Genomic DNA, 25,523 nt, shown 5'->3' with positions numbered 1-25,523 from the left:
CCATTTATGTATAATGAAACACAGAATATAGTGTTGGGTTTTGAATTGAGACACAATATGTTGTGTTTGAGGAAAATAGAAAGATTGTATGAATAATTCATTTTAGTAGCAATTTCACACTTATTTGGGTTGATTTTTTCGGAATCTACACTATTTACATGAACGATTTACAAATAATGATTTTTAAAGATTAATAATTAGAAACACAATATGTAGTATTAGCTTGATTAAGTTAACGAAATGATATTCGTTCTAAAAGTAAGTTTTCTTATAAGACTAAGAGAACTTCTTTTTAATTAATAAGATTGTCGAAAGAGGGCGTTCCTATGAAAGTAGTTTATTTCTCTTTTTCAGGAAATGTACGAAGATTTATAAAACGTAGTGAAATTAAAAATGTATTAGAAATCAATAAAGACAATTGTAAGGATAGTATAGAAGAACCTTATATTTTAGTTACAGGTACAATTGGTTTTGGTGAAGTTCCTAAGGAAGTACAGTCTTTTCTAGAAGTTAATCATGCCTATATACGTGCTGTTGCTGCTAGTGGTAATCGTAACTGGGGACAAAACTTTGCGAAAGCAGGTCGAACAATTTCTGAAACATACCATGTGCCTTTATTAATGAAATTTGAGGTTCAAGGTACAAATAAAGATGTTATCGAATTTAGAGATAAGGTGGGGCATTTCAATGAAGATTATGGACGAGAAAAAGTACAATCATATTGAATTAAACAATGAAGTAACTAAACGTAAAGACAATGGCTTTTTTAATCTTGAGAAAGATCAAGAAGCTTTAAACGTTTACTTAGAAGAAATTAGCGATAAAACAATTTATTTTGATAGCGAAATTGAACGTTTACATTACTTAGTAGATAATCATTTTTATTTTAATGTATTTAAGAAATATAGCGAAGAAGATTTAATAGAAATTATCGAATTCGCAAAATCTATTAATTTTGAATTTGCTAGTTATATGTCTGCAAGCAAATTTTATAAAGATTATGCTTTAAAAACAAATGATAAATCTAAGTACTTAGAAGACTATAATCAACATGTTGCTATAGTTGCTCTATATTTAGCAGATGGTAATAAAGAACAAGCTAAACAATTTATTTTAGCGATGATTGAACAACGTTATCAACCTGCTACACCTACATTTTTAAATGCAGGACGCGCACGTCGTGGAGAGCTTGTTTCATGTTTTTTACTAGAAGTTGATGATAGTCTAAACTCAATTAATTTCATAGATTCTACTGCTAAACAATTAAGTAAAATTGGTGGTGGCGTGGCTATCAATTTATCTAAATTACGTGCACGTGGTGAAGCAATTAAAGGTATTAAAGGCGTAGCTAAAGGTGTATTACCTGTAGCAAAAGCATTAGAGGGTGGATTTAGTTATGCTGATCAATTAGGTCAACGTCCTGGAGCTGGAGCAGTATATTTAAACATTTTCCATTATGATGTTGAAGAATTCTTAGATACTAAAAAAGTAAATGCCGATGAAGACTTACGTCTATCAACAATTTCCACTGGTCTTATTGTTCCATCTAAATTCTTTGATTTAGCTAAAGAAGGTAAAGACTTTTATATGTTTGCACCTCATACTGTAAAACAAGAATATGGAGTGACATTAGACGATATTGATATTGAAAAATATTATGATGAACTTGTAGCTAATCCTAATGTTCTTAAAAAGAAAAAAGATGCACGAGAAATGTTGAATATGATTGCTCAAACACAACTGCAATCAGGCTATCCATATTTAATGTTTAAAGATAATGCGAATAAAGTACATGCGAATTCAAATATTGGTCAAATTAAAATGAGTAATTTATGTACTGAAATTTTCCAATTACAGGAAACGTCTATTATTAATGACTATGGAATTGAAGATGAAATTAAACGTGATATTTCATGTAATTTAGGTTCATTGAACATAGTGAATGTAATGGAAACGGGTAAATTCAGAGATTCAGTACATACTGGAATGGATGCATTAACAGTAGTAAGTGACGAAGCAAATATTCAAAATGCACCAGGTGTGAAAAAAGCAAATAATGAGTTACATTCTGTAGGTTTAGGTGTAATGAACTTACATGGCTATTTAGCGAAAAATAAAATTGGCTATGAATCTGAAGAAGCCAAAGATTTTGCTAATATTTTCTTTATGATGATGAACTATTATTCAATTGAACGTTCTATGGAAATTGCTAAAGAACGTGGAGAAGCATATCAAGATTTTGATAAATCAGATTATGCAAGTGGCAAATATTTTGATTTTTATACATCACAAGAGTTCGTGCCACAATTTGAAAAAGTAAAAGAATTATTTGCTAATATGCAAATTCCTACATCAGAAGACTGGAAATCATTACAACAACAAGTACAAGAATATGGTTTATATCATGCTTATCGATTAGCTATTGCACCAACTCAAAGTATTTCATATGTTCAGAATGCAACTAGTTCGGTCATGCCAATCGTAGATCAAATTGAACGACGTACGTATGGAAATGCTGAAACATTTTATCCAATGCCTTTCTTATCACCTGAAACAATGTGGTACTATAAATCAGCATTTAATACTGATCAAATGAAACTTATAGATTTAATTTCAACAATTCAAACACATGTGGACCAAGGGATTTCAACAATTTTATATGTTAATTCTGAAATTTCAACACGTGAATTGTCACGATTATACGTATACGCACATCACAAAGGATTGAAATCTTTATACTATACACGTAATAAATTATTAAGTGTTGAAGAATGTACAAGTTGTGCAATTTAATTAATAGTGAAATAAATATTTAGAGGAAAGATTAAATTATTCTCATAGAGAAGCATTTTAATCTTATCCTCTTAAATAATGTAATGGTTAATAAATAGAGGAGGATTTTATTAATGAAGGCCGTCAATTGGAATACTCAAGAAGATATGACAAATATGTTTTGGCGTCAAAACATTTCACAAATGTGGGTAGAAACAGAATTTAAAGTTTCAAAGGATATAGCAAGTTGGAAGACACTAACAGAGGATGAAAAAAATACGTTTAAACGTGCTTTAGCAGGTTTAACTGGATTAGATACACATCAAGCGGATGATGGTATGCCATTAATTATGCTACATACAACGGATTTACGTAAAAAAGCAGTTTATTCATTTATGCAAATGATGGAACAAATTCATGCTAAAAGTTATTCACATATTTTTACAACGTTACTTCCATCTAGTGAAACAAATTATCTATTAGATACTTGGGTAATTGAAGAGCCTCATTTAAAATATAAATCTGATAAAATTATCTCTAATTATCATAAACTTTGGGGAAAAGAAGCCTCTATTTTTGATCAATATATGGCAAGAGTTTCAAGTGTTTTCTTAGAAACGTTCTTGTTCTATTCTGGTTTCTATTATCCACTTTATCTTGCGGGTCAAGGAAAAATGACAACTTCTGGTGAAATTATTAGAAAAATTTTACTTGATGAATCAATTCATGGAGTTTTTACCGGTTTAGATGCTCAAAGTTTACGTAATGAGCTATCAGAAAATGAAAAACAAAAAGCTGATAAAGAAATGTATAAGTTGTTAGAAGAACTATATAAAAATGAGGTATCGTATACACATATGTTATATGATGATATCGGTTTAACTGAAGATGTTTTAAATTATGTACAATATAATGGGAATAAAGCTTTATCAAACTTAGGATTTGAACCTTATTTTGAAGAAAAAGAGTTTAATCCTATTATTGAAAATGCATTAGATACATCAACAAAAAATCATGACTTTTTCTCAGTAAAAGGAGACGGCTATACATTAGCACTTAACGTGGAAGCTTTACAAGACGAAGATTTTATTTTTGAAGATTAGAATAATAACTAATTTTAGAAAAACTAATTGTAGAATCATCACTGCAATTAGTTTTTTTAATTTCTCTATAAAAAATAAAAGAATATTAGTATTACTATTGAAAAATTTATTATGACAATTTAATATATAGTTAAATGATAATCATTTTCAATGGAAATGGTATATATACTAAGGAGCATTACGAATGAAGTTTCTATTCAAAGGTTATACATTATTAATCATTTTAGTGATATTAAGTATACTTTCTTTATTTATTGGCGTAAGTCAATTATCAATAACTGATCTTTTTCATTTGTCAGATAATCAGAAAAATATTTTATTTTCTAGTCGTATTCCTAGAACTATAAGTATTCTTTTATCTGGAAGTTCTCTTGCTTTAGCAGGACTAGTTATGCAACAGATGATGCAAAATAAATTTGTAAGTCCTACTACAGCTGGAACAATGGAATGGGCAAAATTAGGAATATTACTTTCACTCATGTTTTTCCCAAAAGGTCATATATTGATCAAATTGACTTTTGCAGTAGCATTAAGCCTAGGAGGAACATTTTTATTCGTTAAACTAATCAATTTTATAAAAGTGAAAGAAGTTATTTTTGTCCCGCTCTTAGGTATTATGATTGGTGGCATTGTTTCAAGTTTTACCACTTTTATAGCATTAAGAACGAATGCACTACAAAGTATTAATAATTGGTTGAATGGGAATTTTGCTGTTATTACAAGCGGCCGTTATGAAATTTTATATTTAGCTATTCCTTTATTAATTATCGCTTATATATTTGCCAATCACTTTACGATTGCTGGAATGGGCAAAGATTTTAGTCATAATTTAGGTGTTAAATATGAACAAATTATAAATATTGCGCTTTTAATCACTGCAACATTGACAGCATTAGTTGTCGTGACAGTTGGAACATTACCATTTTTAGGTTTAATTGTTCCTAATATTATTTCAATGTATAGAGGCGACCACTTGAAAAATGCATTACCTCATACATTAATGCTAGGTTCTATATTTGTATTGTTTTCCGATATTATTGGTAGATTAATTGTTTACCCTTATGAAATAAATATTGGTTTAACAATAGGAGTATTTGGAACGATTATTTTCTTAGTTTTATTGATGAAAGGTAGAAATAATTATGCAAATTAGTGCTAATAAAAAAATATTAATTCTCTTTCTTTTTACAATTTGCATGGCTGCTTTCTACTTACTAGTAGGTTTGGATTTTGAAATTTTTCAATATCAGTTTGAAAGTCGAATAAGAAAATTAGTTTTAATTTTACTTGTTGGTGGATCTATTAGTACGGCAGTTGTTATTTTCCAATCTATCACTGCGAATAGATTACTTACTCCTTCAATTATGGGATTAGACTCAGTCTATTTATTTATTAAAGTCTTGCCTGTGTTCTTATTAGGTACACAAGCCAGTGTAGTGACAAATACTTATTTGAATTTTCTTCTAACTCTCGTAGTGATGGTTCTTTTTTCTTTAGTATTATTTCAAGGCATGTTTAAATTAGGACATTTTTCGGTTTATTTTATTTTACTTGTTGGGGTAGTATTAGGAACATTTTTCCGTAGTATCACTGGATTTATTCAACTTATTATGAATCCAGATGACTTTTTAACCGTTCAAAGTGCGATGTTTGCAAGTTTTGACGCTTCTAATTCTAAACTTGTTCTTATTTCAAGTATACTTTTAATTATTTTAATTGTAATTGCTTTTATATTAAGACCTTATTTAGATGTGTTATTACTAGGGAAAGATCAGTCTATTAACTTAGGTGTATCATATGAAAAAATGACAAAACTTTTATTAATTTTAGTGGCTTTATTAGTATCAATATCTACTGCTTTAGTAGGTCCTGTTACATTTTTAGGATTATTAACAGTCAATTTAGCGCATGAATTCATGAAAACATATGAACATAAATATATTTTACCCGCAACGATTCTTATAAGTTGGATTAGTTTATTTATAGCTCAGTGGATTATAGAAAATATGTTTAAAGCTACCACTGAATTTAGTCTTATTATAGATTTAGTTGGAGGTATTTACTTCATATACTTACTTATTAAAAGGAGGAATGAAGATTGATTCAGATTAGAAATTTAGATAAAAAAATTCAGAGTAAATCTATTTTGAAAGATATAAATGTTGATATACAAAAGGGTAAGTTAACCTCTTTGATAGGTCCAAATGGAGCAGGAAAAAGTACACTTCTATCAGCAGTAAGTCGATTATTTGAATATCAGAACGGTACAATTAATATTGAAAATAAATTAATTGATGATTATAAAAGTGATGAATTAGCAAAAAAGTTAAGTATTTTAAAACAAACAAATCATACTGATATGAATATCACTGTAGAACAGCTTGTAAATTTTGGGCGTTTTCCTTATTCAAAAGGTCGAATGAAAAAAGAAGATTATGAGAAAGTGGCATATGCCATTGATTTACTACATCTAAGGGAAATCAAAGATAGAAATATAAAAACACTATCTGGAGGACAAAGACAACGTGCGTATATTGCTATGACAATTGCTCAAGATACAGAATACATTTTGTTAGATGAACCGTTAAATAATTTAGATATGAAACATTCAGTTCAAATTATGCAGATACTTCGAACATTGTGTCGCGATTTAAATAAAACGATTGTTATTGTACTCCACGATATTAATTTTGCATCTTGTTATTCAGATTACATTGTTGCACTAAAGAAAGGTGAAATTGTTAAATCTGGCCCAAAAGATAGTGTAATTGAAACAAATGTGTTAAGAGATTTATATGAAATGAATGTTCATGTAGAAGAAATTAGAGGCCAACGTATTTGTTTATACTATGATGAGGTTATCTTTTAAAATGAGATAAATGTTTTTATATTTAAAGGGGTGATGCTTAGAAAATATAAAAGTAAATACTTGAAAAATTGAGTGCCAAAGTTAACTTATAAAAGGAGAAATACATATGAAGAAAACAGTCTTATTTTTAGTCTTAACTTTAGCTTTAGTATTATCAGCGTGTAGTAATAATTCTGGTAATAAATCAAATAATGAAAATGATTCAAAAGATACAGTTTCAATTAAAAATAGCTTTTCAGCAAGTGGAAATGACGAAAGTAGTAATGAGGGTAAAAAAATTAGTAACACTGTGAAAGTGCCTAAAAATCCTAAGAACGCGGTTATTCTAGATTATGGAGCACTAGATGTTTTAAAAGAAATGGGTGTAGCTGATAAAGTGAAAGGCTTACCAAAAGGTGAAAATAATGAATCTTTACCAAGTTTTCTAAGTGAATTTAAAAAGGATAAATATATTAATACTGGTAATTTAAAAGAAATAAATTTCAATAAAATAGCTGAAGCTAAACCGGATGTTATTTATATTTCAAGTAGAGCAGCCACTCAGAAAAATCTAAATGAGTTTAAAAAGGCAGCGCCTAAAGCTAAAGTTGTCTATGTAGGTGCAAGTGAAGATCATTATATTAAAGATATGAAAAAGAATACAGAAAATCTAGGTAAAATTTATAACAAAGAAGATAAAGCAAAAGATATGAATACAAAATTAGATCAAAAAATTTCAGATATGAAAAAACAAACTAAGGATTTAGATAAATCTGTAATGTATCTTTTAGTTAATGAAGGAGAACTTTCTACATTCGGACCAGGCGGAAGATTTGGTGATTTAGTATTTAATACGCTAGGCTTTAAACCAGCGGATAAACACGTTAAAATAAGTCCACATGGTCAAAATATTAATAATGAATATATCAGTAATCATAATCCAGATATCATTTTAGCAATGGATCGTGGATCAGTTGTGGGTGGAAAATCGACAGCTAAACAAGTGTTAAAAAATGATGTTATTAAAGATGTAACAGCAGTTAAAAATAACAATGTTTATGAATTAGACCCTAAACTATGGTACTTTGCTTCAGGTTCAACAACAACAACAGTAAAACAAATTGATGAGTTAGAAAAAGTAATTGATAAAACTAAAAAATAAATCTAGGATACTAAGTGTAGAATGAATAAAAGAGTGGGACATACATCCTAGAAAAATAGCCAGTAAATGATTTTATTATAAATTCATTTACTGGCTTCTTTATTCACAATACTTCGTACTGTTGGCTTACTTTGTTAGGGGACAACTTTAGTCTGTAGTCTTTAGTTTGTCCTGTTCCCTCAAGAGTCTTGCCAAAATACTTTGTCTTTATATGTTATTCTATATATCATTTAATTTAAGTATTAAATTTCAAAATAGAAATGATAGTGAAATTTACAACGTGAATTAAAATGTGCTTGGCAACTTGGACAAGTTTCAGTCATCATATATTCATGAATAGAGAGTTCATTTTGACAAACTCCACAAAGTATCGCCTTTTTATGAAATTCCTCTGCTGACCAACGCTGAATATTATGAGATTCATGTTCGTTATGACATTGATAACAAGGATAATACTTTTCACAACATTTAAATTTAATCGCTATAATGTCAAGCAATGTATGATAGTGAATACAACGTGTTTCATTGTCTACGAGAGAACCATAAACTTTTGACATTGTTTCACATCTCCTAACATTGAGAATTTACTCTGACTTTGGATATTCGCCAATGATTCGAACTTCACGATGTAATTCAACATCAAATTTTTCTTTCACGACTTTTTGTACGTGATGAATTAAATTCTCGTAATCTGTTGCTGTACCATTATCGACATTTACCATAAACCCAGCATGTTTAGTTGAGACTTCTACGCCACCAATACGATGACCTTGAAGATTTGAATCTTGAATTAATTTTCCAGCAAAATGACCTGGAGGCCGTTGGAATACACTACCGCATGACGGGTATTCAAGTGGTTGTTTAGATTCACGACGTTCTGTAAGATCATCCATTTTAGCTTGAATCTCGTTCAAGTTACCTGGTTCTAAAGTAAATGCTGCTTCAAGAACTACTAAATGTTGTTTTTGAACGACACTGTTTCTATAGTCTAAATGTAATTGTTCTTTAGTCAGTTGTATCAAATCGCCGTGTTCATTTACACATAAAGCATAATCGATGCAATCTTTAATTTCTCCTCCATAGGCGCCTGCATTCATATAAACAGCACCACCAACAGAACCAGGAATGCCACAAGCAAATTCTAAGCCGGTAAGAACGTGATCTCTTGCCGCTCTCGATACATCTATAATTGCTGCACCGCTTCCTGCTATAATTGCATCATCTGAGACATTAATATGATTAAGGGATAATAGACTAATCACAATACCTCTGATACCGCCTTCGCGAATAATAATATTTGAACCATTCCCTAAATATGTAACAGGCAATTGATGTTCTTGAGCATAACGTACGATAGTTTGTACTTGTTCATTTTCGATAGGTGAAAGGTAAAAATCTGCATTTCCACCAGTTTTCGTGTATGTATAACGTTTTAACGGTTCATTAACTTTAATAATATTGTCAGGTACTAAAGATTTTAAATCTTTTAAGATGTCTTCTTGTTCTAACATAAGTACATCCTTTCTTCTCTTCTATAATCTAAACTTTATTATAGCAACTTTACATATGTTTTGCTAAAAGAGTTTAAAACAATTTGTATATCATTAAAGTGTATGATACAAATTATCAAAAAATTTCTGTTTTTGGTTTTCGTAGTATCGGATTGTTGAATTTAAATTGATAAATTCATTTTTCTGATTAGAAAACATCTGTGCTACGTGTTTTTGTGTAGACAGTACGTGATCTATAGCTAAATATTGAGTGAATAAGGGCGTATCTATTTGAATAATGTGTAATCGTATTATTTGCTTAAGATTGATCATATTATCAAATTTTGCCATCATCACTTTCTTTTTATAAGGATGGTGTAATCGATAAAAGCCTACATAATTCAATCTCTTTTCATCAAGAGAGGTAATATCATGGAGATTATTGACTCCAACTAAAACATCTAAAATCGGTTCTGTGGGATAAGAAAAATGTTTTGTTCCCCCGATATGTTGTGTGAATTTTACTGGAGAATCTAACAAGTTAAATAACAGAGCTTTAGTGTTTTCATACAACTGATGATAATCATTGACGTTGGGACAATTTATAAATGATTGAACAGATGCATACATATGTAACTCCTTCAATTAAATAATTATACAAATTCTGAAATACTATAACATAATTTATTTTCAATATAAATAACTTTATGTATAATACGGGTGTTAGGAGTGCAAAAATGAAAAAATTAATAATACTTTCATTATGTTCACTATACTGTTTGATACTTTCTGGTTGTGGTCAGAATAATAACGAAGATTTAAATCGCTTCAAACAACACCTATCTAAAGTAGAGACCAAGCAAAAAAGCGTGGAAAAAGTGATGAATCAATTAGAGCTGAACCGTTTAAATGATATAAGTAAAACCGATACAACAGATAAAAATAAAAAGTCATTTGAACGACTACAGAAAAATATAAATCACCGTTTAGTGCTTGAGTTTAAAGAGTATGAAAAAGAAGCTAAACATCTTCCGGCTAAGACAAATAAAACTCGTCAATTAAAGAAAGATTATTTAAATCATGTGAGTAAGCAACATCAATCTATAAATGAAATTAAATCATTTGTAGATTTATATAATCAATCAGTTGTGGAAAATGAAAAAATTCTAAATTATACACATTCATTTGAAATAAATAGAGCACTAGTAGAAAAAGATATACGTAAAACAAATAATCAAGAAAATGCACATCTATTAAAATCTAAAATTGAAAACAATAATCGTAATTTACGAAAAACTGCTCAAAAATATTTAGAAAAAGATAATTATCCTACTTCAAAAGCAATTAATGAGCATATAAAACCACTGATACAAAAACAGATTAAAGATTTAAATCAGACTAATATTACAGATTCACATGTAAACAATGCTCGTAAAAATGCGATAGAAATGTACTATAATTTACTTAATTATTATGAGACACGTGAAACAACTATTAAGATTGAAGATCAACTTTCAAAAATTAATGTTGAGAAACTGCCTAAAACGGGTAAAGATTTAAGTAAGGGAAATCACAACTTTAAAACAAAATTAGAAAAAGTATAGCAAAACGAATAAAACCTAAATTTAAATTTTTGGTTAACATTATATGATGAAATGTGTATAATTGTAGCCATTGAGAAGTTTAATTTAAAAAAAGGGACAAAGTTAAAAAATTTAGAGGTGAATAGAATGGCTATAAAGCTGAGTTCGATTGACCAGTTTGAACAAGTATTAGAAGAACATAACGATGTATTTGTATTAAAACATAGTGACACATGTCCAATTTCAGCTGCAGCATTTGATCAATTTAATAAGTTTTTATATGAAAGAGACATAGATGGATATTATCTAGTAGTTCAAGAAGAAAGAAAACTTTCTGATTATATTGCTGAAAAGACAAATGTGAAACATGAATCACCACAAGCTTTTTATTTTGTAGATGGAAAAGCTGTATGGAATGCTAGTCATAGTGATATTAATGTATCTACATTAGCACAAGCTGAAGAATAAGAAAGATAATATATCGATTTAAGAGTCTGGTACATTTTTTGTTACCAGCTCTTTATTATATCTACATTTTTATCATTTTAAATGACTTTTATATTTATAAAATGTAAAAAATGAAATATGCGATGAACCTATGTATAATGTGAAAGTGAAGTTATAACGTATGAATTTAAGAAAGATAGAAAGTGGCATGAGGTGAAAATAGAATGAAAATTTTAGTAGCCATGGATGAATTTAACGGTATTATTTCGAGTTATCAAGCGAATCGTTATGTGGAAGAGGCAATAGCAAGTCAAATTGATCATGCAGATATTGTACAGGTACCTTTATTTAACGGACGTCATGAATTATTAAATTCAGTATTTCTTTGGCACTCAGGTACAAAATATAAAGTGAATGTTCATGATGCCGATATGAATGAGATTGAAACGATATATGGACAAACTGAAGAAGGTACTGTAATTATTGAAAGTAATTTATTTTCAAAAGGTCATAAAGCAATTGAACAACGTACTAGTTTTGGGTTAGGAGAAGTTATTTTAGATGCATTAAACAAGGACACAGATCATATTATTATATCTTTAGGTGGTATGGATAGTTTTGATGGTGGCGTAGGGATGCTACAAGCTTTAGGAGCTAAATTTTATGATGATGAAAATAGAGAACTTGACGCACGAGAAGGCGCACAAATGATTAAGTTCATTCGTCATATTGACATTTCTGGACTGCCTAGTACATTGGAAAATGTCAGACTACAAGTGATGACGGATTTTTCTAGTAAGTTGTATGGAAAAAATAGTGAAATTATGAAATTAAGCTATAACCATCAAATTCCACACAAAAAAGCAGTGGAAATTGATAATTTAATTTGGTACTTAAATGAGATTATGAAAAATGAATTACATATTGCTTTAGGACCTATTGAACGTGGCGGAGCCGGTGGCGGTATAGCTGCGGTGTTGAAAGCATTATACAACACAGAAATTTTAACGAGTCATGAACTAGTAAATCAAATTACACATTTAGATGAGTTAGTATCTCAGGCAGATTTAATTATCTTTGGAGAGGGTTTAAAAGAAGAAGATCATATGCTTGAAACAACCACATTGACTATTGCGGAACTTACAGAAAAATATCACAAACCATCTATTGCAATTTGTGCGACTAATGATAAGTTTGATATATTTAATCATCATCGCGTAACAGCCATGTTTAACACATTTATTGAAATGCCGAAAACATACACAGATTTTAAAATGGGTCTTCAAATTAGACATTATACAGTTCAAGCTTTACGATTATTAAAAACTACAGCTAAGGGAATAAAATAAATAAAAAAGTTTAGTTCAAAGAATGAACTAAACTTTTTTTATTTATTATTTTTCATATTGTGTTACTTCTTGAGCAATACCAATAATCACTTGTACTGCTTTTTCCATTACATCGATAGAAGCATATTCAAATGGACCATGGAAGTTTCCACATCCTGTAAAAATATTAGGTGTAGGTAAACCTTTAAATGAAAGCTGAGAACCATCAGTACCACCACGTATAGGCGCAGTATTTGGTTTTATCTCTAAATCTGCAAATACTTTTTTAGGAATATCAATAATATACGGATGTGGCTTAATTTGTTCAGCCATATTGTAGTATTGGTCTTCGATATCTACTTTTACTGGATAATCTTCATAATGAATATTAATATCATCACGAATTTCTAAAAGTTTTTTCTTTTTGAGTTCAAAAGATTTTCTATCGTGATCTCTTATAATATATTGTAAAGAAGCTTTTTCAACTGTTCCTTCTATTTTCATTAAATGATAGAATCCTTCATAACCTTCTGTACGTTCTGGTACTTCATTAGCAGGTAGTAGACTATGGAATTGATGTACTAATCCAATAGCATTAACCATTACGTTTTTTGCAGAACCAGGATGAACGTTTACACCATGGGCAGTGATTGTTGCTTCTGCTGCATTAAAACTTTCGAATTGTAATTCTCCAAATTCACTGCCATCCATAGTATAGGCAAAATCGGCATTAAAGCGTTCCACATTAAACTTGTGAGGACCACGACCTATTTCTTCATCAGGTGTAAAAGCTATACGTATGCGACCATGTTTAATTTCTGGATGAGTCTGCAAGTATTTTACTGCTTCCATAATTTCTACAACACCTGCTTTATCATCGGCACCGAGTAAAGATGTACCATCTGTAATCATTAGAGTGTGACCTTCTAATTTTTTAAGTTCTGGAAATACATCTTGACTTAATACTCGATTTGTTTGACCTAATTTAATAGGTTGACCATTATAATCTTCTATAATCTGAGGATTAACATTTGTCGCATTAAAATCTGGTGAGGTATCTACATGTGCTAAGAAACCGACCGTAGGAACTTCTTTTTCTATGTTACTTTCTAAAGTGGCAAACAGATAACCATTATTATCCAATTCTGTTTCTAATCCAAAGTCTTGCAGTTCTTTTTGTAATAAATGTAATAAATCCCATTGTTTTTCAGTAGAAGGCGTCGATTTCGATTCGGGATTTGATTGTGTATCTATTTTTACATATCTTGATAATCTATCTATAATCTGTACTTTCATAACGAAACATCCCCTTAGACTCTATTGTTCATATTGTAAGATTTTCTATACGTTTTTCCTTTGATTTTACCATAAAATTGCTTAATACGTGTGTAAATATAGTAGAGAATTTCTGCTACCAATATCCCAAAAGCAATTGAACCAGAAATTAATGTGACCTCTAGAAATGTATTCACAGCATGAGTATAGTCATTAGATACTAAAAATCGTGTTGCTTCATATGCTGTACCACCAGGAACAAGAGGGATTATACCTGGCACAATGAAGATAATCACGGGTCTTTTATAGCGTCGACTCATCACATGACTTAATAAACCAAGAATTAAACTACCTAAAAACGCAGCGCCAACTTTTCCTAAATCCATATCTACAGTATATTGATAAATTGTCCAAGCTAAGGCGCCGACAAATCCACAAGCAAGCAAAAGTCGTTTAGGAGCATTAAATATAATAGAAAAAAGTACTGTTGAAATAAAACTGATAACAAAATGAAATAGATAAAATAACATACATAAACAGCCTTTCTTAAAGAATTAATAAAACAATCGCTACGCCTGCACCAATAGCGAATGATGTTAGTGCAGCTTCTACACCACGAGACATTCCAGCAAGTAGCTCGCCAGCCATTAAATCTCTAATAGCGTTACAAATTAAAATTCCAGGTACTAAGGGCATAACACTAGAAATTGTTATAATATTTTGATTTGTAGCAATGCCTAGTTTAGTAAATGTAACAGCAATTGTAATGACTACTGCTGATGCTACAAATTCAGAAAAGAATTTAATTTGAATGAAACGCTGGACAAAGCTAAAAGTTAAGAACGCAGCGCCGCCAGCTAAAATAGCAATCCAGCAATCAGAAACAACACCGCCAAACATGAGTAAGAAAAAGCCACATGCAATTGCCGCAGCAAAAAAATTCAATAAAAAAGAATATTGTAATGAAGCTTTACTTAAATGAATCAGTTCTGATTTAGCTTCATCAATGGTTAGCTCATTTTTAGCAATCTTTCTAGAAAGACTATTTGTAAGAGCAATTTTTTCTAAATCTGTAGTACGATCTCTAATTCTTATAAGCCTTGTATTTGTTCGATCATTAAGTGAGAAAATGATAGCGGTCGATGTGACAAAGCTATATGTATCATTTAAACCATAACTATGAGCAATTCGATTCATAGTGTCTTCAACGCGGTAAGTTTCAGCTCCAGATTCTAAGAGAATGCGACCAGCTATTAATACAACATCAATCACCTTATTTTCATCGATAATAGTGATTGAATTATTCATAAAAGCACCTCCACAATAATTAAAATATATAATGATTTTCGTGTATATCTATAATATTCTTCGCTTGTATTAATACTTTATTACTAAATCAGTCATTTTAAAAGTAGAATAACAAATAAATAATATAGATGTTAAAAGAGTATAAAAAAGAGATGCAACAGAATTCATTTCGAATTCCACGTTCCATCTCAAATTAAATCGTAACGTCTATAATTTAATTATAGGATTAAACATTACTTGATTACGACCTTCTTTTTTAGCTACATGGACCATATCATCGGCGTCTTTAAATACTTTACGTTGAGATTTATATTCATCTGGAGATAAATAACCAACGCCAATAGATACAGATAGTTTTATAACTTCTTTATTAGGTAAATGGAACGAAGATTTTTCGACTGCCATCCTAATATTTTCAGCAAGTTTCACACTTTGATCTAAAGAATAATCGAAGATGACAATAGAAAATTCTTCACCGCCATTACGGAAGATTTTAAATTGATGTGGTACATAATTTTTAAGCAATTGAGACATTTGTTTTAGTACAGCGTCTCCTGCTTTATGAGTATATGTATCATTAACATCTTTAAATCCGTCAATGTCAACGAGTAAAAGTGCGAGACTAGTATGTTCTATTTCGGCTTTTTGAGAAATCTTATTTAAATGTCTATCAAATTCTTTTACATTACCTAAACCTGTTAAATAATCATACTTATCCTCATTTTCGTACCGTGTAACAAGCGAAAAGAAATGCCAGATATCAACAAAGGTAACAGCAGAAGTAATCGTTAGTACGAATGAAATAGGTATAAGTATAATTAATTCAGTTAAATCATATAAAGTTGTGAAGATAGATAAAACAAAAATAATAACAATACTGATAGCATTTAAAATAATTAAAGCAATAATATCATTTTTTTTAAGAAACGGCCCAATTAAACTAACAATAATACCTATTATAATAAGAACGACGCTATAAAAAAATGAATTTCCGAATAAAAATATATCCACTAGACTTATGATAAGTGAGGCAATAAAAGTGTAACCGACGTTTGTATAGCGACCAAGGAATAGTAACGGAACAAAAGTTAGACGAATAAGATATTGATGATGAAAAGGAATAGGGTAAGCTGTTATTAGTAATGCCACCAAAGTCATTAAAATTGTGACATAACCTTTAGAAAATATCATGATTTTATTTTCTGAATATTGTAATCGATGGAATAAATAAATTCCAGCTACCATAACGGCAATATTGTAAATAGTTGCTTCAAACATATTGGGATCGACTCCTTTAAATTAACCATTAGTAATTGTAAGTGAAAACTTACTATTTGTCATTAAGTTGTTTGTTATAAAATATATATTATGAATTTCAGATAGACTTTCATGTTCAAATTTATAACAAAATGATATGATATAAAAAATACGTATCTTTACAAAAAATTTACAATTAATTTTAATTAGTTTATGATACATGATTAAAAGTGGTCTGTTTAATGAATAGATTATTACGAAGAAAATAAACAGACTAATAATATATAAAATTGAAAAAGTATATATACTACTATAGTCTAATTTAAAAAATTGATAATAATTGTTTAAATAGTATAGATGAAAAAATAACAGGAATATATTGAAGGTGAACTGATGTATACTTTATTACTTATTGTTGTAACATTGGTAATCAGTTTAATAATAACGCCTATTATAATAAAGGTTTCTTTTAAATTTAATTTAGTAGATCGACCTAACTATAGAAAAGTACATACAAAACCAGTATCAGTCATGGGAGGTACTGTCATACTACTTTCATTTCTTATTGGTTTATGGTTAGGCCATCCCATAGAGAGGGCAGTTAAACCTTTGGTAATTGGTTTAATTATTATGTATTTTGTAGGCATCATTGATGATATTTATGATTTGAAGCCAATTTTAAAGTTAATTGGACAAATTATAGCGGCATCAGTTGTTGTTTTTTACGGGATTACCATAGATTTTATTTCTTTTCCAATTGGTCCAACCATTCATTTTGGTATTTTAAGTATACCGATTACAATTATATGGATTGTAGCAATAACAAATGCAATAAATTTAATAGATGGTTTAGATGGTTTGGCATCAGGTGTGTCAGTTATTGGTTTAACTACCATTGGTTTCATAGCTATATTACAAGGAAATGTATTTATCATTATGATTTGTAGTTTGCTGATTGGCGCATTACTTGGTTTCTTATTCTTTAATTTCCATCCTGCTACAATCTTTTTAGGCGATAGTGGAGCATTAATGATTGGATTTATTATTGGCTTTTTATCCTTACTAGGTTTTAAAAATATCACATTTATTTCTTTATTCTTCCCAATTGTTATTTTAGCGGTACCATTTATTGATACCTTATTTGCAATGATTAGAAGAGTGAGAAATGGTCAACACATTATGCAAGCAGATAAATCACATTTACATCATAAACTTCTTGCATTAGGATATACACATCGTCAAACAGTATTACTGATATACTCTATTGCGATTATGTTTAGTTTATCGAGTATTATATTGTATTTATCTCAACCATTAGGTGTATTACTAATGTTTATCTTAATCGTCATCACAATTGAACTCATCGTTGAATTTACTGGTTTAATAGATGATAGTTATCGTCCTATTCTTAATTTAATTTCTAAAAAAAATGACGATGCATCTCGTCATAAGACAAACCACAAATAATATTTTTATTCACTTATTTACAAAAGCCAGCAATCTTAAGCGTTTGCTGGCTTTTGTAATTTAATTAATTTGTTTCAATATCAAAAGGTAATTGCTTAGGTGTATCTTTTTCTAAATCATATTGACTTGCTGTATTACGGTTTAAAAATTCGATAAATGAATCGTATTCTGTTTCTACAACATCAATCTTATAACTCACTTTATCAGTGTAAACTTTGTCTCTTAGAAAAAAAGAAGTTGAAGCAAGTTCATACTCAAATTTACCTGTTAAGTCATAATTAATGGTAACAGTAGTGGGAATAGCATTTCTTAATTCTACACGGCCGATATCGTAAATCACATCTCGTACTGCACCACTATATGCACGAATTAATCCGCCACCGCCAAGTTTAATACCACCAAAATACCGAGTAACTACCACACAAGCATTGTGAATATCCAGTTTTTTTAATATTTCAAGCATAGGAATACCTGCTGTTCCTGTTGGTTCTCCATCATCGTTGGCTTTTTGTATATTCATTTGATTGCCAACAGTGTATGCAGAACAATTATGTGTTGCTTCTTTATGAGTTTGTTTTACTTCTTCTATAAACATCTTAGCCTCATCTTCTGAGGAAATAGGTTTGATATGAGCAATAAATCGAGATTTATTAATTGTATTTTCAATAATATGTTCTTTTTTTATAGTAATAACACGATCACTCAATTGATAAATACCTCCACGATATGATTAATATGAATTTTATTATACACGTTTGTTTTCTTTTAGATAAATAATTGATTATGAATTTCCTTTTTTATTAAAATAATTTATAATACTGGTGAGTATAATTGAGGAGGACGATTATGAAAATTGCAGTAATGACAGACTCTACTGCGAATCTGCCAAAACATATTATTGAAAAATATCAGATACCAGTTGCACCACTGAGTGTAACATTTGATGATGGAGAAACATTTACTGAACATCCAGATCTTTCAAAAGAATCTTTTTATAAAAAAATGGCCGCATCTAAAACAATTCCTACAACAAGTCAACCAGCTATTGGTGAATGGATAAAGAACTACGAGGAATTGAGAGATAAAGGTTATACAGATGTTATCGTCTTTAATTTATCAAGTGGTATTAGTGGGAGTTATCAATCAGCAACACAAGCAGGTGAAATGGTAGATGGCATTCAAGTCCACACATTTGATACAAGATTAGCTTCTATGGTTGAAGGCAGCTATGTGATTTATACATTAAAATTGATTGAAGACGGAGCAACCCCTAACGAAATTATTGAGGAATTAACGTCTATTCGTAAAGATACAGGTGCATACTTATTTGTTGATGATTTAAAAAATTTACAAAAAAGTGGTCGTATTACTGGTGCCCAAGCATGGATTGGAACACTTTTACAAATGAAGCCAGTGCTTAAGTTTGAAGAAGATGGAAAAATTCATCCTTTAGAAAAAGTACGTACACGTAAGCGAGCTTATAATTCTATAGAACAACATGCACTTGATATTGCGAAAAATATTAATGATGTAACAGTGTTTGTGATTAATGGAGATAAAACAAAAGAGGGTAAAGATTTTTGTGCTAAATTAAAAGAGAAATATTCAAACATTAATATTCAATATTGTGAATATGGACCAGTCATTGCATCTCATTTAGGTTCAGGTGGAATCGGAGTTGGATATTTCCCAAGAAAAATTGTAATCGAATAAGATGAAGGTCTAATCGTTAAAAGTGAGAACATGGAGGGCTAAGGTACCCATCTCCTTTTCGATTAGACTTTTTTTATTTTAATAAGGAAGTGATGAAATATTAAATATTATGGAAGATTAGTATCTTCAGAAATAGAATTAAAAGATGAAATAATCAGTGAGAAAACGTTAGGTATCGTAAAGAGTTCAAAAGGATATCGATGTATTCAATGTGGTAATGAAGATAGTGCTCATTTCTATCAATATTTTTCCTCTATTCTTAATAAAGAAGTAATATATTGTCGACAATGTATACATCTAGGAAGAATGGATAATATTACTGAATATAAAATCATTAAAAGTAAAAATGTTAAATCAGAGGGATTATATACATTATCTTTTAAATTATCTGAACAGCAATGTTATGCATCAGAAAAAATCTTATCTGCTATAGAAAACTGTGAAAACTTACTATTATATGCGGTAACTGGTGCAGGAAAAACAGAGATGATATATGAGGGTATTAGCTTATCACGTAAAAGAGGATTTAATGTAGCAGTCATCTCTCCAAGAGTAGATGTAGTAATAGAGATTAGCCAGCGTATTAAAGAAGTTTTTTTGAAAGAAAATATTGACGTATTGCATCAATCAAGTAAACAACAATATAACGGACATTTTGTAATTTGTACTATCCATCAACTATATCGATTTAAAAATCACTTTGAAGTTATTTTTGTCGATGAAGTTGATGCATTTCCGCTTCCTATGGATCATCATCTACAAAATGCTATTAAACAAGCGGCTAAACCGCTATCTACATTGATTTATATGACTGCAACGCCACCTAGACATTTACTGCATCATATACCAAAACATCGCATTATACAGTTACCTGCTCGCTTTCATAGACACCCATTACCAGTTCCAAAATTTAAATATTTTAAATTAAATATGAATCGTACTCAAAGTTTTTTAAAGTACATGTTATTAAATCAGATTGAACATAAAAGATTTACGTTAGTATTTTTTAATAATATAGAAAATATGATTAAGATATCCGAATACTATAAAAAAATATTTTCAGATTTGATATGTATTTCAAGTGAAGATGCTTTACGTTTTGAAAAAGTGAAAGCACTTCGTGAAGGAAAACATCGAATTGTTTTTACAACAACAATTTTAGAACGTGGATTTACTATGGCTCAATTAGACGTTATCGTAATTAATGCAGATACATTTGAAAAGGCTGCATTAGTACAAATTGCTGGAAGAGTTGGACGTAAACAAGAAGCTCCCACAGGAAAGGTATTATTTCTTCATGAAGGTGTGAGTATATCAATGTTGATGGCTAAAAAAGATATTACAAAAATGAATAAATTAGGGATTCAAAGAGGGTGGATTGATGAATAAATGTATTCAGTGTGCTACTCCTATTCACGAAGAACTATCTATATTTAATTTTTATAAATCACCACAACAATTTTGTGAAACATGCACAAAACAATGGCAAGCCATTAAACTTGATATCAATGATAAAAAAAGATGTACAAGATGTCTTAATTATAAAATAAAAGCAAGTGATGAATGTTTAGACTGTAAATGTCTCAATCAACAATTTACTCTAATGTCACAACTGTATTGTGAATATAAATATGATGGAATAATGAAAGAAACGATTCATCATTACAAATTTATGAAGGATTACTATTTAGCTGAGGTTTTAGCTTCAAAGTTAACATTGCCTAAAACGTCATATGACTATATTGTCCCTATCCCATCCCCTTATAAAAGAGATGAACATCGAACGTTTAATCCAGTAACCACTGTTTTGGACAAAATGGGGATAAGCTATATAGAATTATTAGGGACACGTTCACGACCTAAGCAATCAAGACTTGGAAAAAAAGAGCGATTTAAAGCTGACAATCCGTTCTATCTTAAAGAAAATATAGATATTACGAATAAAAATATTTTACTGATTGATGATATCTATACTACCGGTTTGACAGTTCATTATGCGGGGAGTGTATTATGTAATAAAAAAGTCAGAAAATTCAAAGTGTTTGCGTTTTCAAGATGACTTAAACATGATATTATAATAGTAAGAATACCAATATTAGAGGTTAAAGGAGAGATAACTATGATTAGATTTGAAATTCATGGAGATAACCTCACTATTACAGATGCTATCCGCAACTATATTGAGGAAAAAATTGGTAAACTTGAACGTTATTTTAATAATGTGCCAAATGCAGTTGCACATGTAAAAGTTAAAACGTATCAAAATTCAGCTACTAAAATCGAGGTAACAATTCCTTTGAAAAATGTTACATTGAGAGCTGAAGAACGACACGACGATTTATACGCAGGCATTGATTTAGTTACAAGCAAATTAGAACGTCAAGTTCGTAAATATAAAACGCGTGTGAATCGTAAGAATAGAGATAATGGAGAACCAGAACCATTTATTGCTGAGCAACAAACAGTAGTGAATGAGGATGTGGAAGCGACTTCTGAATCATCAAATGAGAATGAAATAGAAATTATTCGTTCTAAACAGTTTAGCTTAAAACCAATGGATTCTGAAGAAGCAGTATTACAAATGGATTTATTAGGGCATGATTTTTACATTTTTACAGATCGTGAAACAGATGGTACAAGTATTGTGTATCGACGTAAAGATGGTAAATATGGTCTGATTGAAACAATTGAATAGTTGAATGTAGACGTTCTTTACGAAAGTTTAAGTATGAGAGGAGCTATGACTAGAATTGAAAATGCATGACATAGGCACGTATTCAATTCAGTCAATGACTACTCCCTTGTTTAAAGGTACCTGAGACAAGTTGATGTCCCAGGTACTTTTATTATTTAGAAGAGAATAATAAATATTATATGTATCGTACAATGTGAAGAATGAGTATGAAGCTACTATCAACTAGCTATTTTACACTTATTCATGGACGGTATAATCATGCTATGCTAATGTAATGAGGTAATTAAAAATTAAAAGATAGTAAGTTTTTTGAAATAGAAAGAAAGTTTAAATATAAAAGTAATTATTGTACACAATTAAGCATATCGTTTATATGAGTATTTAAGTATAAATTTGAACTTATAAATGATATTATAAATTGTTGTAGGCCAAACAGTTTTTTTAGCTAAAGGAGCGAACATAATGGGATTTTTATCAAAAATTGTTGACGGCAATAAGAAAGAAGTGAAACGTTTAAGTAAAAAAGCTGATGAAGTACTTGCTTTAGAGGAAAAAATGGCGATTTTAACTGACGAAGAAATCAGAAATAAAACAAAGCAATTTCAAGAAGAAGCACAAGCAATTGAAGATGTAAAAAAACAAAATGACTATTTAGATAAAATTTTACCACAAGCATTTGCATTAGTACGTGAAGGTGCAAAACGTGTATTTAACATGTCACCTTATAAAGTCCAAGTTATGGGTGGTATTGCTATTCATAAAGGCGATATTGCAGAAATGAGAACTGGTGAAGGTAAAACATTAACTGCGACAATGCCAACGTATTTAAATGCTTTAGCAGGACGAGGCGTTCATGTTATTACAGTCAATGAATACTTATCTAGTGTTCAAAGTGAAGAAATGGCTGAATTATATGAGTTTTTAGGTTTAACAGTTGGTTTAAATCTAAATAGCAAATCTACTGAAGAAAAACGTGAAGCATACGCAAAAGACATTACTTATAGTACAAATAATGAATTAGGCTTTGATTACTTAAGAGATAATATGGTGAATTATGCGGAAGAACGCGTAATGAGACCATTACATTTTGCTATTATTGATGAGGTTGACTCTATTTTAATAGATGAGGCAAGAACACCGCTAATTATTTCAGGTGAAGCTGAAAAGTCAACGTCTCTTTATACTCAAGCGAATGTTTTTGCTAAGATGTTAAAAGCGGATGAAGATTATAAATATGATGAAAAAACAAAAGCTGTTCATTTAACAGAACAAGGTGCAGATAAAGCAGAACGAATGTTTAAAATTGATAATTTATATGATGTTCAAAATGTAGATATTATTAGTCATATTAATACTGCTTTAAGAGCACATGTGACTTTACAACGCGATGTCGATTACATGGTCGTAGATGGAGAAGTATTAATTGTAGATCAATTCACTGGTCGTACAATGCCTGGACGTCGTTTTTCTGAAGGATTGCATCAAGCTATTGAAGCTAAAGAAGGCGTGAAAATTCAAAATGAATCTAAAACAATGGCTTCAATTACTTTCCAAAACTACTTCCGTATGTATAATAAATTAGCTGGAATGACTGGGACTGCTAAAACTGAAGAGGAAGAGTTCCGTAATATCTATAATATGACAGTAACTCAAATTCCAACGAACAAACCTGTTCAACGTCAAGATAAGTCTGATTTAATTTATATTAGTCAAAAAGGAAAGTTTGATGCAGTTGTAGACGATGTGGTTGAAAAACATAAACAAGGACAACCAGTTTTATTAGGTACTGTTGCAGTAGAAACAAGTGAATACATTTCAAATTTATTGAAAAAACGCGGTATACGTCATGATGTATTAAATGCGAAGAATCATGAAAGAGAAGCTGAAATTGTAGCCAATGCAGGACAAAAAGGTGCAGTTACTATTGCTACTAATATGGCTGGACGTGGAACAGACATTAAATTAGGTGAAGGCGTAGAAGAAATAGGTGGCCTTGCAGTAATAGGCACTGAAAGACATGAATCTCGTCGTATTGATGATCAATTACGTGGTCGTTCAGGTCGTCAAGGAGATAAAGGGGATAGTCGTTTCTACTTATCATTACAAGATGAATTAATGGTTCGTTTTGGTTCTGAAAGACTTCAAAAAATGATGAATCGTTTAGGTATGGATGATTCAACGCCAATAGAATCTAAAATGGTTTCACGCGCAGTTGAATCAGCTCAAAAACGTGTTGAAGGAAATAACTTTGATGCACGTAAACGTATTCTCGAGTATGATGAAGTATTACGTAAACAACGTGAAATTATTTATAATGAACGTAATAGCATTATAGATTCAGAAGATAGTTCAGAAATTGTTATTGCGATGATGCGTACTACTTTACAGAGAGCGATTAACTACTATATTAACAACGATGAAGATGATAATCCTGATTATGGACCATTTATAAATTATGTTAATGATGTGTTTATTCAAGAAGGAGAATTAACTGAAGAAGAAATTAAAGGTAAAGATTCTGAAGACATTTTTGAAGTGGTATGGACTAAAATTGAAAAAGGTTATGAAAGCCAAAAAGAAAAAATTGGAGATCAAATGCCTGAATTTGAACGTATGATTTTATTACGTTCTATTGATACTCATTGGACTGACCATATTGATACAATGGATCAGTTACGCCAAGGTATACACTTACGTTCATATGCACAACAAAATCCACTTCGTGATTACCAAAATGAAGGACACGAGTTATTTGACTTAATGATGCAAGCTATTGAAGAAGATACGTCTAAATATATATTAAAATCTGTTATTCAAGTAGACGAACAAGTTGAACGTGAAAAAACAACAGATTTTGGCAAGGCACAACACGTATCTGCTGAAGATGGCAAAGAAAAAGCAAAAAAACAACCTATTGTAAAAGGTGAAAAAATCGGACGTAATGATCCTTGTCCTTGTGGTAGTGGTAAAAAATATAAAAATTGCCATGGTAAAGAAGATTAATATCAAGTAATTATAATTAGGCGAGATCGAGACGTATATTGCTTATCATTTAAAAGCTTTTGTCGCGATCTC

24 protein-coding genes are annotated in these 25,523 nt (G+C 30.2%); 16 read left to right on the top strand and 8 right to left on the bottom strand.

Annotated features, from left to right (window positions below; all coding sequences use genetic code 11):
* The first annotated feature begins 326 nt into the window (after positions 1-326).
* The 7 genes from nrdI to NST64_RS09590 all read left to right on the top strand — a co-directional run bounded on the left by nrdI (position 327) and on the right by NST64_RS09590 (position 7,885).
* Positions 327-725 (top strand): class Ib ribonucleoside-diphosphate reductase assembly flavoprotein NrdI, encoded by a 399-nt coding sequence (gene nrdI, locus NST64_RS09620; protein ID WP_002449085.1) that lies wholly within the window; start codon positions 327-329, stop codon positions 723-725.
* On the top strand, positions 688-2,793 hold the full coding sequence (gene nrdE / locus NST64_RS09615) for a class 1b ribonucleoside-diphosphate reductase subunit alpha (protein ID WP_002488027.1): 2,106 nt from the start codon (positions 688-690) through the stop codon (positions 2,791-2,793). The genes nrdI and nrdE overlap by 38 nt, the downstream gene beginning before the upstream one ends.
* A gap of 113 nt (positions 2,794-2,906) precedes the next feature.
* Positions 2,907-3,875 carry a class 1b ribonucleoside-diphosphate reductase subunit beta gene (nrdF, locus tag NST64_RS09610; protein WP_002455627.1) on the top strand — a complete coding sequence of 323 codons (969 nt, stop codon included), beginning with the start codon at positions 2,907-2,909 and terminating at the stop codon, positions 3,873-3,875.
* A 184-nt stretch (positions 3,876-4,059) separates the two neighbouring features.
* Positions 4,060-5,028: an ABC transporter permease gene (locus tag NST64_RS09605; protein WP_107632298.1), complete on the top strand. Its 969-nt coding sequence runs from the start codon at positions 4,060-4,062 to the stop codon at positions 5,026-5,028.
* Positions 5,018-5,977, top strand: a complete 960-nt coding sequence (locus tag NST64_RS09600) for an iron chelate uptake ABC transporter family permease subunit (protein ID WP_002449066.1) — start codon at positions 5,018-5,020, stop codon at positions 5,975-5,977. Before NST64_RS09605 ends, NST64_RS09600 begins: the two co-directional genes overlap by 11 nt.
* Entirely contained in the window at positions 5,974-6,744 is a 771-nt protein-coding gene (locus NST64_RS09595; protein ID WP_107632297.1) for an iron ABC transporter ATP-binding protein, read from the top strand. Before NST64_RS09600 ends, NST64_RS09595 begins: the two co-directional genes overlap by 4 nt.
* Positions 6,745-6,850: 106 nt before the next feature.
* Positions 6,851-7,885 carry a ferrated catecholamine ABC transporter substrate-binding lipoprotein SstD gene (locus NST64_RS09590; RefSeq protein ID WP_107632296.1) on the top strand — a complete coding sequence of 345 codons (1,035 nt, stop codon included), beginning with the start codon at positions 6,851-6,853 and terminating at the stop codon, positions 7,883-7,885.
* Positions 7,886-8,127: 242 nt separating this feature from the next.
* Here NST64_RS09590 and NST64_RS09585 read toward each other — a convergent pair whose 3' ends face one another.
* The 3 genes from NST64_RS09585 to NST64_RS09575 all read right to left on the bottom strand — a co-directional run bounded on the left by NST64_RS09585 (position 8,128) and on the right by NST64_RS09575 (position 10,005).
* Positions 8,128-8,442 (bottom strand): CHY zinc finger protein, encoded by a 315-nt coding sequence (locus tag NST64_RS09585; RefSeq protein ID WP_049418637.1) that lies wholly within the window; start codon positions 8,440-8,442, stop codon positions 8,128-8,130.
* Positions 8,443-8,469: 27 nt separating this feature from the next.
* Positions 8,470-9,396, bottom strand: coding sequence for a UDP-N-acetylmuramate dehydrogenase (murB, locus tag NST64_RS09580; protein ID WP_002455623.1), 927 nt, complete (start codon positions 9,394-9,396; stop codon positions 8,470-8,472).
* 93 nt (positions 9,397-9,489) lie between these two features.
* Entirely contained in the window at positions 9,490-10,005 is a 516-nt protein-coding gene (locus NST64_RS09575) for a GrpB family protein (protein ID WP_002449072.1), read from the bottom strand.
* 107 nt (positions 10,006-10,112) lie between these two features.
* Between NST64_RS09575 and NST64_RS09570 the strand changes: the two genes are divergently transcribed.
* The 3 genes from NST64_RS09570 (at position 10,113) to NST64_RS09560 (ending at position 12,754) form a co-directional block, all read left to right on the top strand.
* Entirely contained in the window at positions 10,113-10,979 is an 867-nt protein-coding gene (locus NST64_RS09570) for an EMYY motif lipoprotein (protein ID WP_002449074.1), read from the top strand.
* 126 nt (positions 10,980-11,105) lie between these two features.
* Complete coding sequence (gene ytxJ / locus NST64_RS09565) at positions 11,106-11,426, top strand: bacillithiol system redox-active protein YtxJ (protein ID WP_002449093.1); 321 nt, start codon at positions 11,106-11,108, stop codon at positions 11,424-11,426.
* A 203-nt stretch (positions 11,427-11,629) separates the two neighbouring features.
* Positions 11,630-12,754, top strand: coding sequence for a glycerate kinase (locus NST64_RS09560; protein ID WP_002449068.1), 1,125 nt, complete (start codon positions 11,630-11,632; stop codon positions 12,752-12,754).
* Positions 12,755-12,799: 45 nt separating this feature from the next.
* On the opposite strand, the gene pepT is transcribed toward NST64_RS09560, so the two are convergent.
* The 4 genes from pepT to gdpS all read right to left on the bottom strand — a co-directional run bounded on the left by pepT (position 12,800) and on the right by gdpS (position 16,594).
* Positions 12,800-14,029: a peptidase T gene (gene pepT / locus NST64_RS09555; protein WP_049418640.1), complete on the bottom strand. Its 1,230-nt coding sequence runs from the start codon at positions 14,027-14,029 to the stop codon at positions 12,800-12,802.
* 14 nt (positions 14,030-14,043) lie between these two features.
* Positions 14,044-14,538 carry a threonine/serine exporter family protein gene (locus NST64_RS09550; protein ID WP_002448047.1) on the bottom strand — a complete coding sequence of 165 codons (495 nt, stop codon included), beginning with the start codon at positions 14,536-14,538 and terminating at the stop codon, positions 14,044-14,046.
* 16 nt (positions 14,539-14,554) lie between these two features.
* Positions 14,555-15,316, bottom strand: coding sequence for a threonine/serine exporter family protein (locus NST64_RS09545; RefSeq protein ID WP_002448186.1), 762 nt, complete (start codon positions 15,314-15,316; stop codon positions 14,555-14,557).
* 207 nt (positions 15,317-15,523) lie between these two features.
* Positions 15,524-16,594 (bottom strand): GGDEF domain-containing protein GdpS, encoded by a 1,071-nt coding sequence (gene gdpS / locus NST64_RS09540; protein WP_002448119.1) that lies wholly within the window; start codon positions 16,592-16,594, stop codon positions 15,524-15,526.
* Between the two features lie 372 nt (positions 16,595-16,966).
* Here gdpS and NST64_RS09535 point away from each other — a divergent pair, with 372 nt between their 5' ends.
* On the top strand, positions 16,967-18,040 hold the full coding sequence (locus NST64_RS09535) for a glycosyltransferase family 4 protein (RefSeq protein ID WP_049418643.1): 1,074 nt from the start codon (positions 16,967-16,969) through the stop codon (positions 18,038-18,040).
* Between the two features lie 64 nt (positions 18,041-18,104).
* Here the strand turns inward: NST64_RS09535 and NST64_RS09530 are convergent, their stop codons facing one another.
* Positions 18,105-18,746 (bottom strand): YigZ family protein, encoded by a 642-nt coding sequence (locus tag NST64_RS09530; protein ID WP_049418644.1) that lies wholly within the window; start codon positions 18,744-18,746, stop codon positions 18,105-18,107.
* A 140-nt stretch (positions 18,747-18,886) separates the two neighbouring features.
* On the opposite strand from NST64_RS09530, the gene fakB1 reads away from it, so the two are divergent.
* The 5 genes from fakB1 (at position 18,887) to secA (ending at position 25,451) form a co-directional block, all read left to right on the top strand.
* Positions 18,887-19,753 (top strand): fatty acid kinase binding subunit FakB1, encoded by an 867-nt coding sequence (fakB1, locus tag NST64_RS09525; RefSeq protein ID WP_002448078.1) that lies wholly within the window; start codon positions 18,887-18,889, stop codon positions 19,751-19,753.
* A gap of 306 nt (positions 19,754-20,059) precedes the next feature.
* Positions 20,060-21,142: a DEAD/DEAH box helicase family protein gene (locus NST64_RS09520; protein WP_340731169.1), complete on the top strand. Its 1,083-nt coding sequence runs from the start codon at positions 20,060-20,062 to the stop codon at positions 21,140-21,142.
* On the top strand, positions 21,135-21,812 hold the full coding sequence (locus NST64_RS09515) for a ComF family protein (protein WP_049418646.1): 678 nt from the start codon (positions 21,135-21,137) through the stop codon (positions 21,810-21,812). Before NST64_RS09520 ends, NST64_RS09515 begins: the two co-directional genes overlap by 8 nt.
* A gap of 60 nt (positions 21,813-21,872) precedes the next feature.
* Positions 21,873-22,448, top strand: a complete 576-nt coding sequence (gene hpf, locus NST64_RS09510) for a ribosome hibernation-promoting factor, HPF/YfiA family (protein WP_049418648.1) — start codon at positions 21,873-21,875, stop codon at positions 22,446-22,448.
* Between the two features lie 462 nt (positions 22,449-22,910).
* Positions 22,911-25,451: a preprotein translocase subunit SecA gene (gene secA / locus NST64_RS09505; protein ID WP_340731168.1), complete on the top strand. Its 2,541-nt coding sequence runs from the start codon at positions 22,911-22,913 to the stop codon at positions 25,449-25,451.
* Positions 25,452-25,523 lie beyond the last annotated feature (72 nt).

Source organism: Staphylococcus sp. FSL W8-1268 (genome assembly GCF_038003965.1).
GTDB classification, from domain to species: domain Bacteria; phylum Bacillota; class Bacilli; order Staphylococcales; family Staphylococcaceae; genus Staphylococcus; species Staphylococcus hominis.
This window is presented reverse-complemented; position numbering and strand designations above follow the sequence as displayed.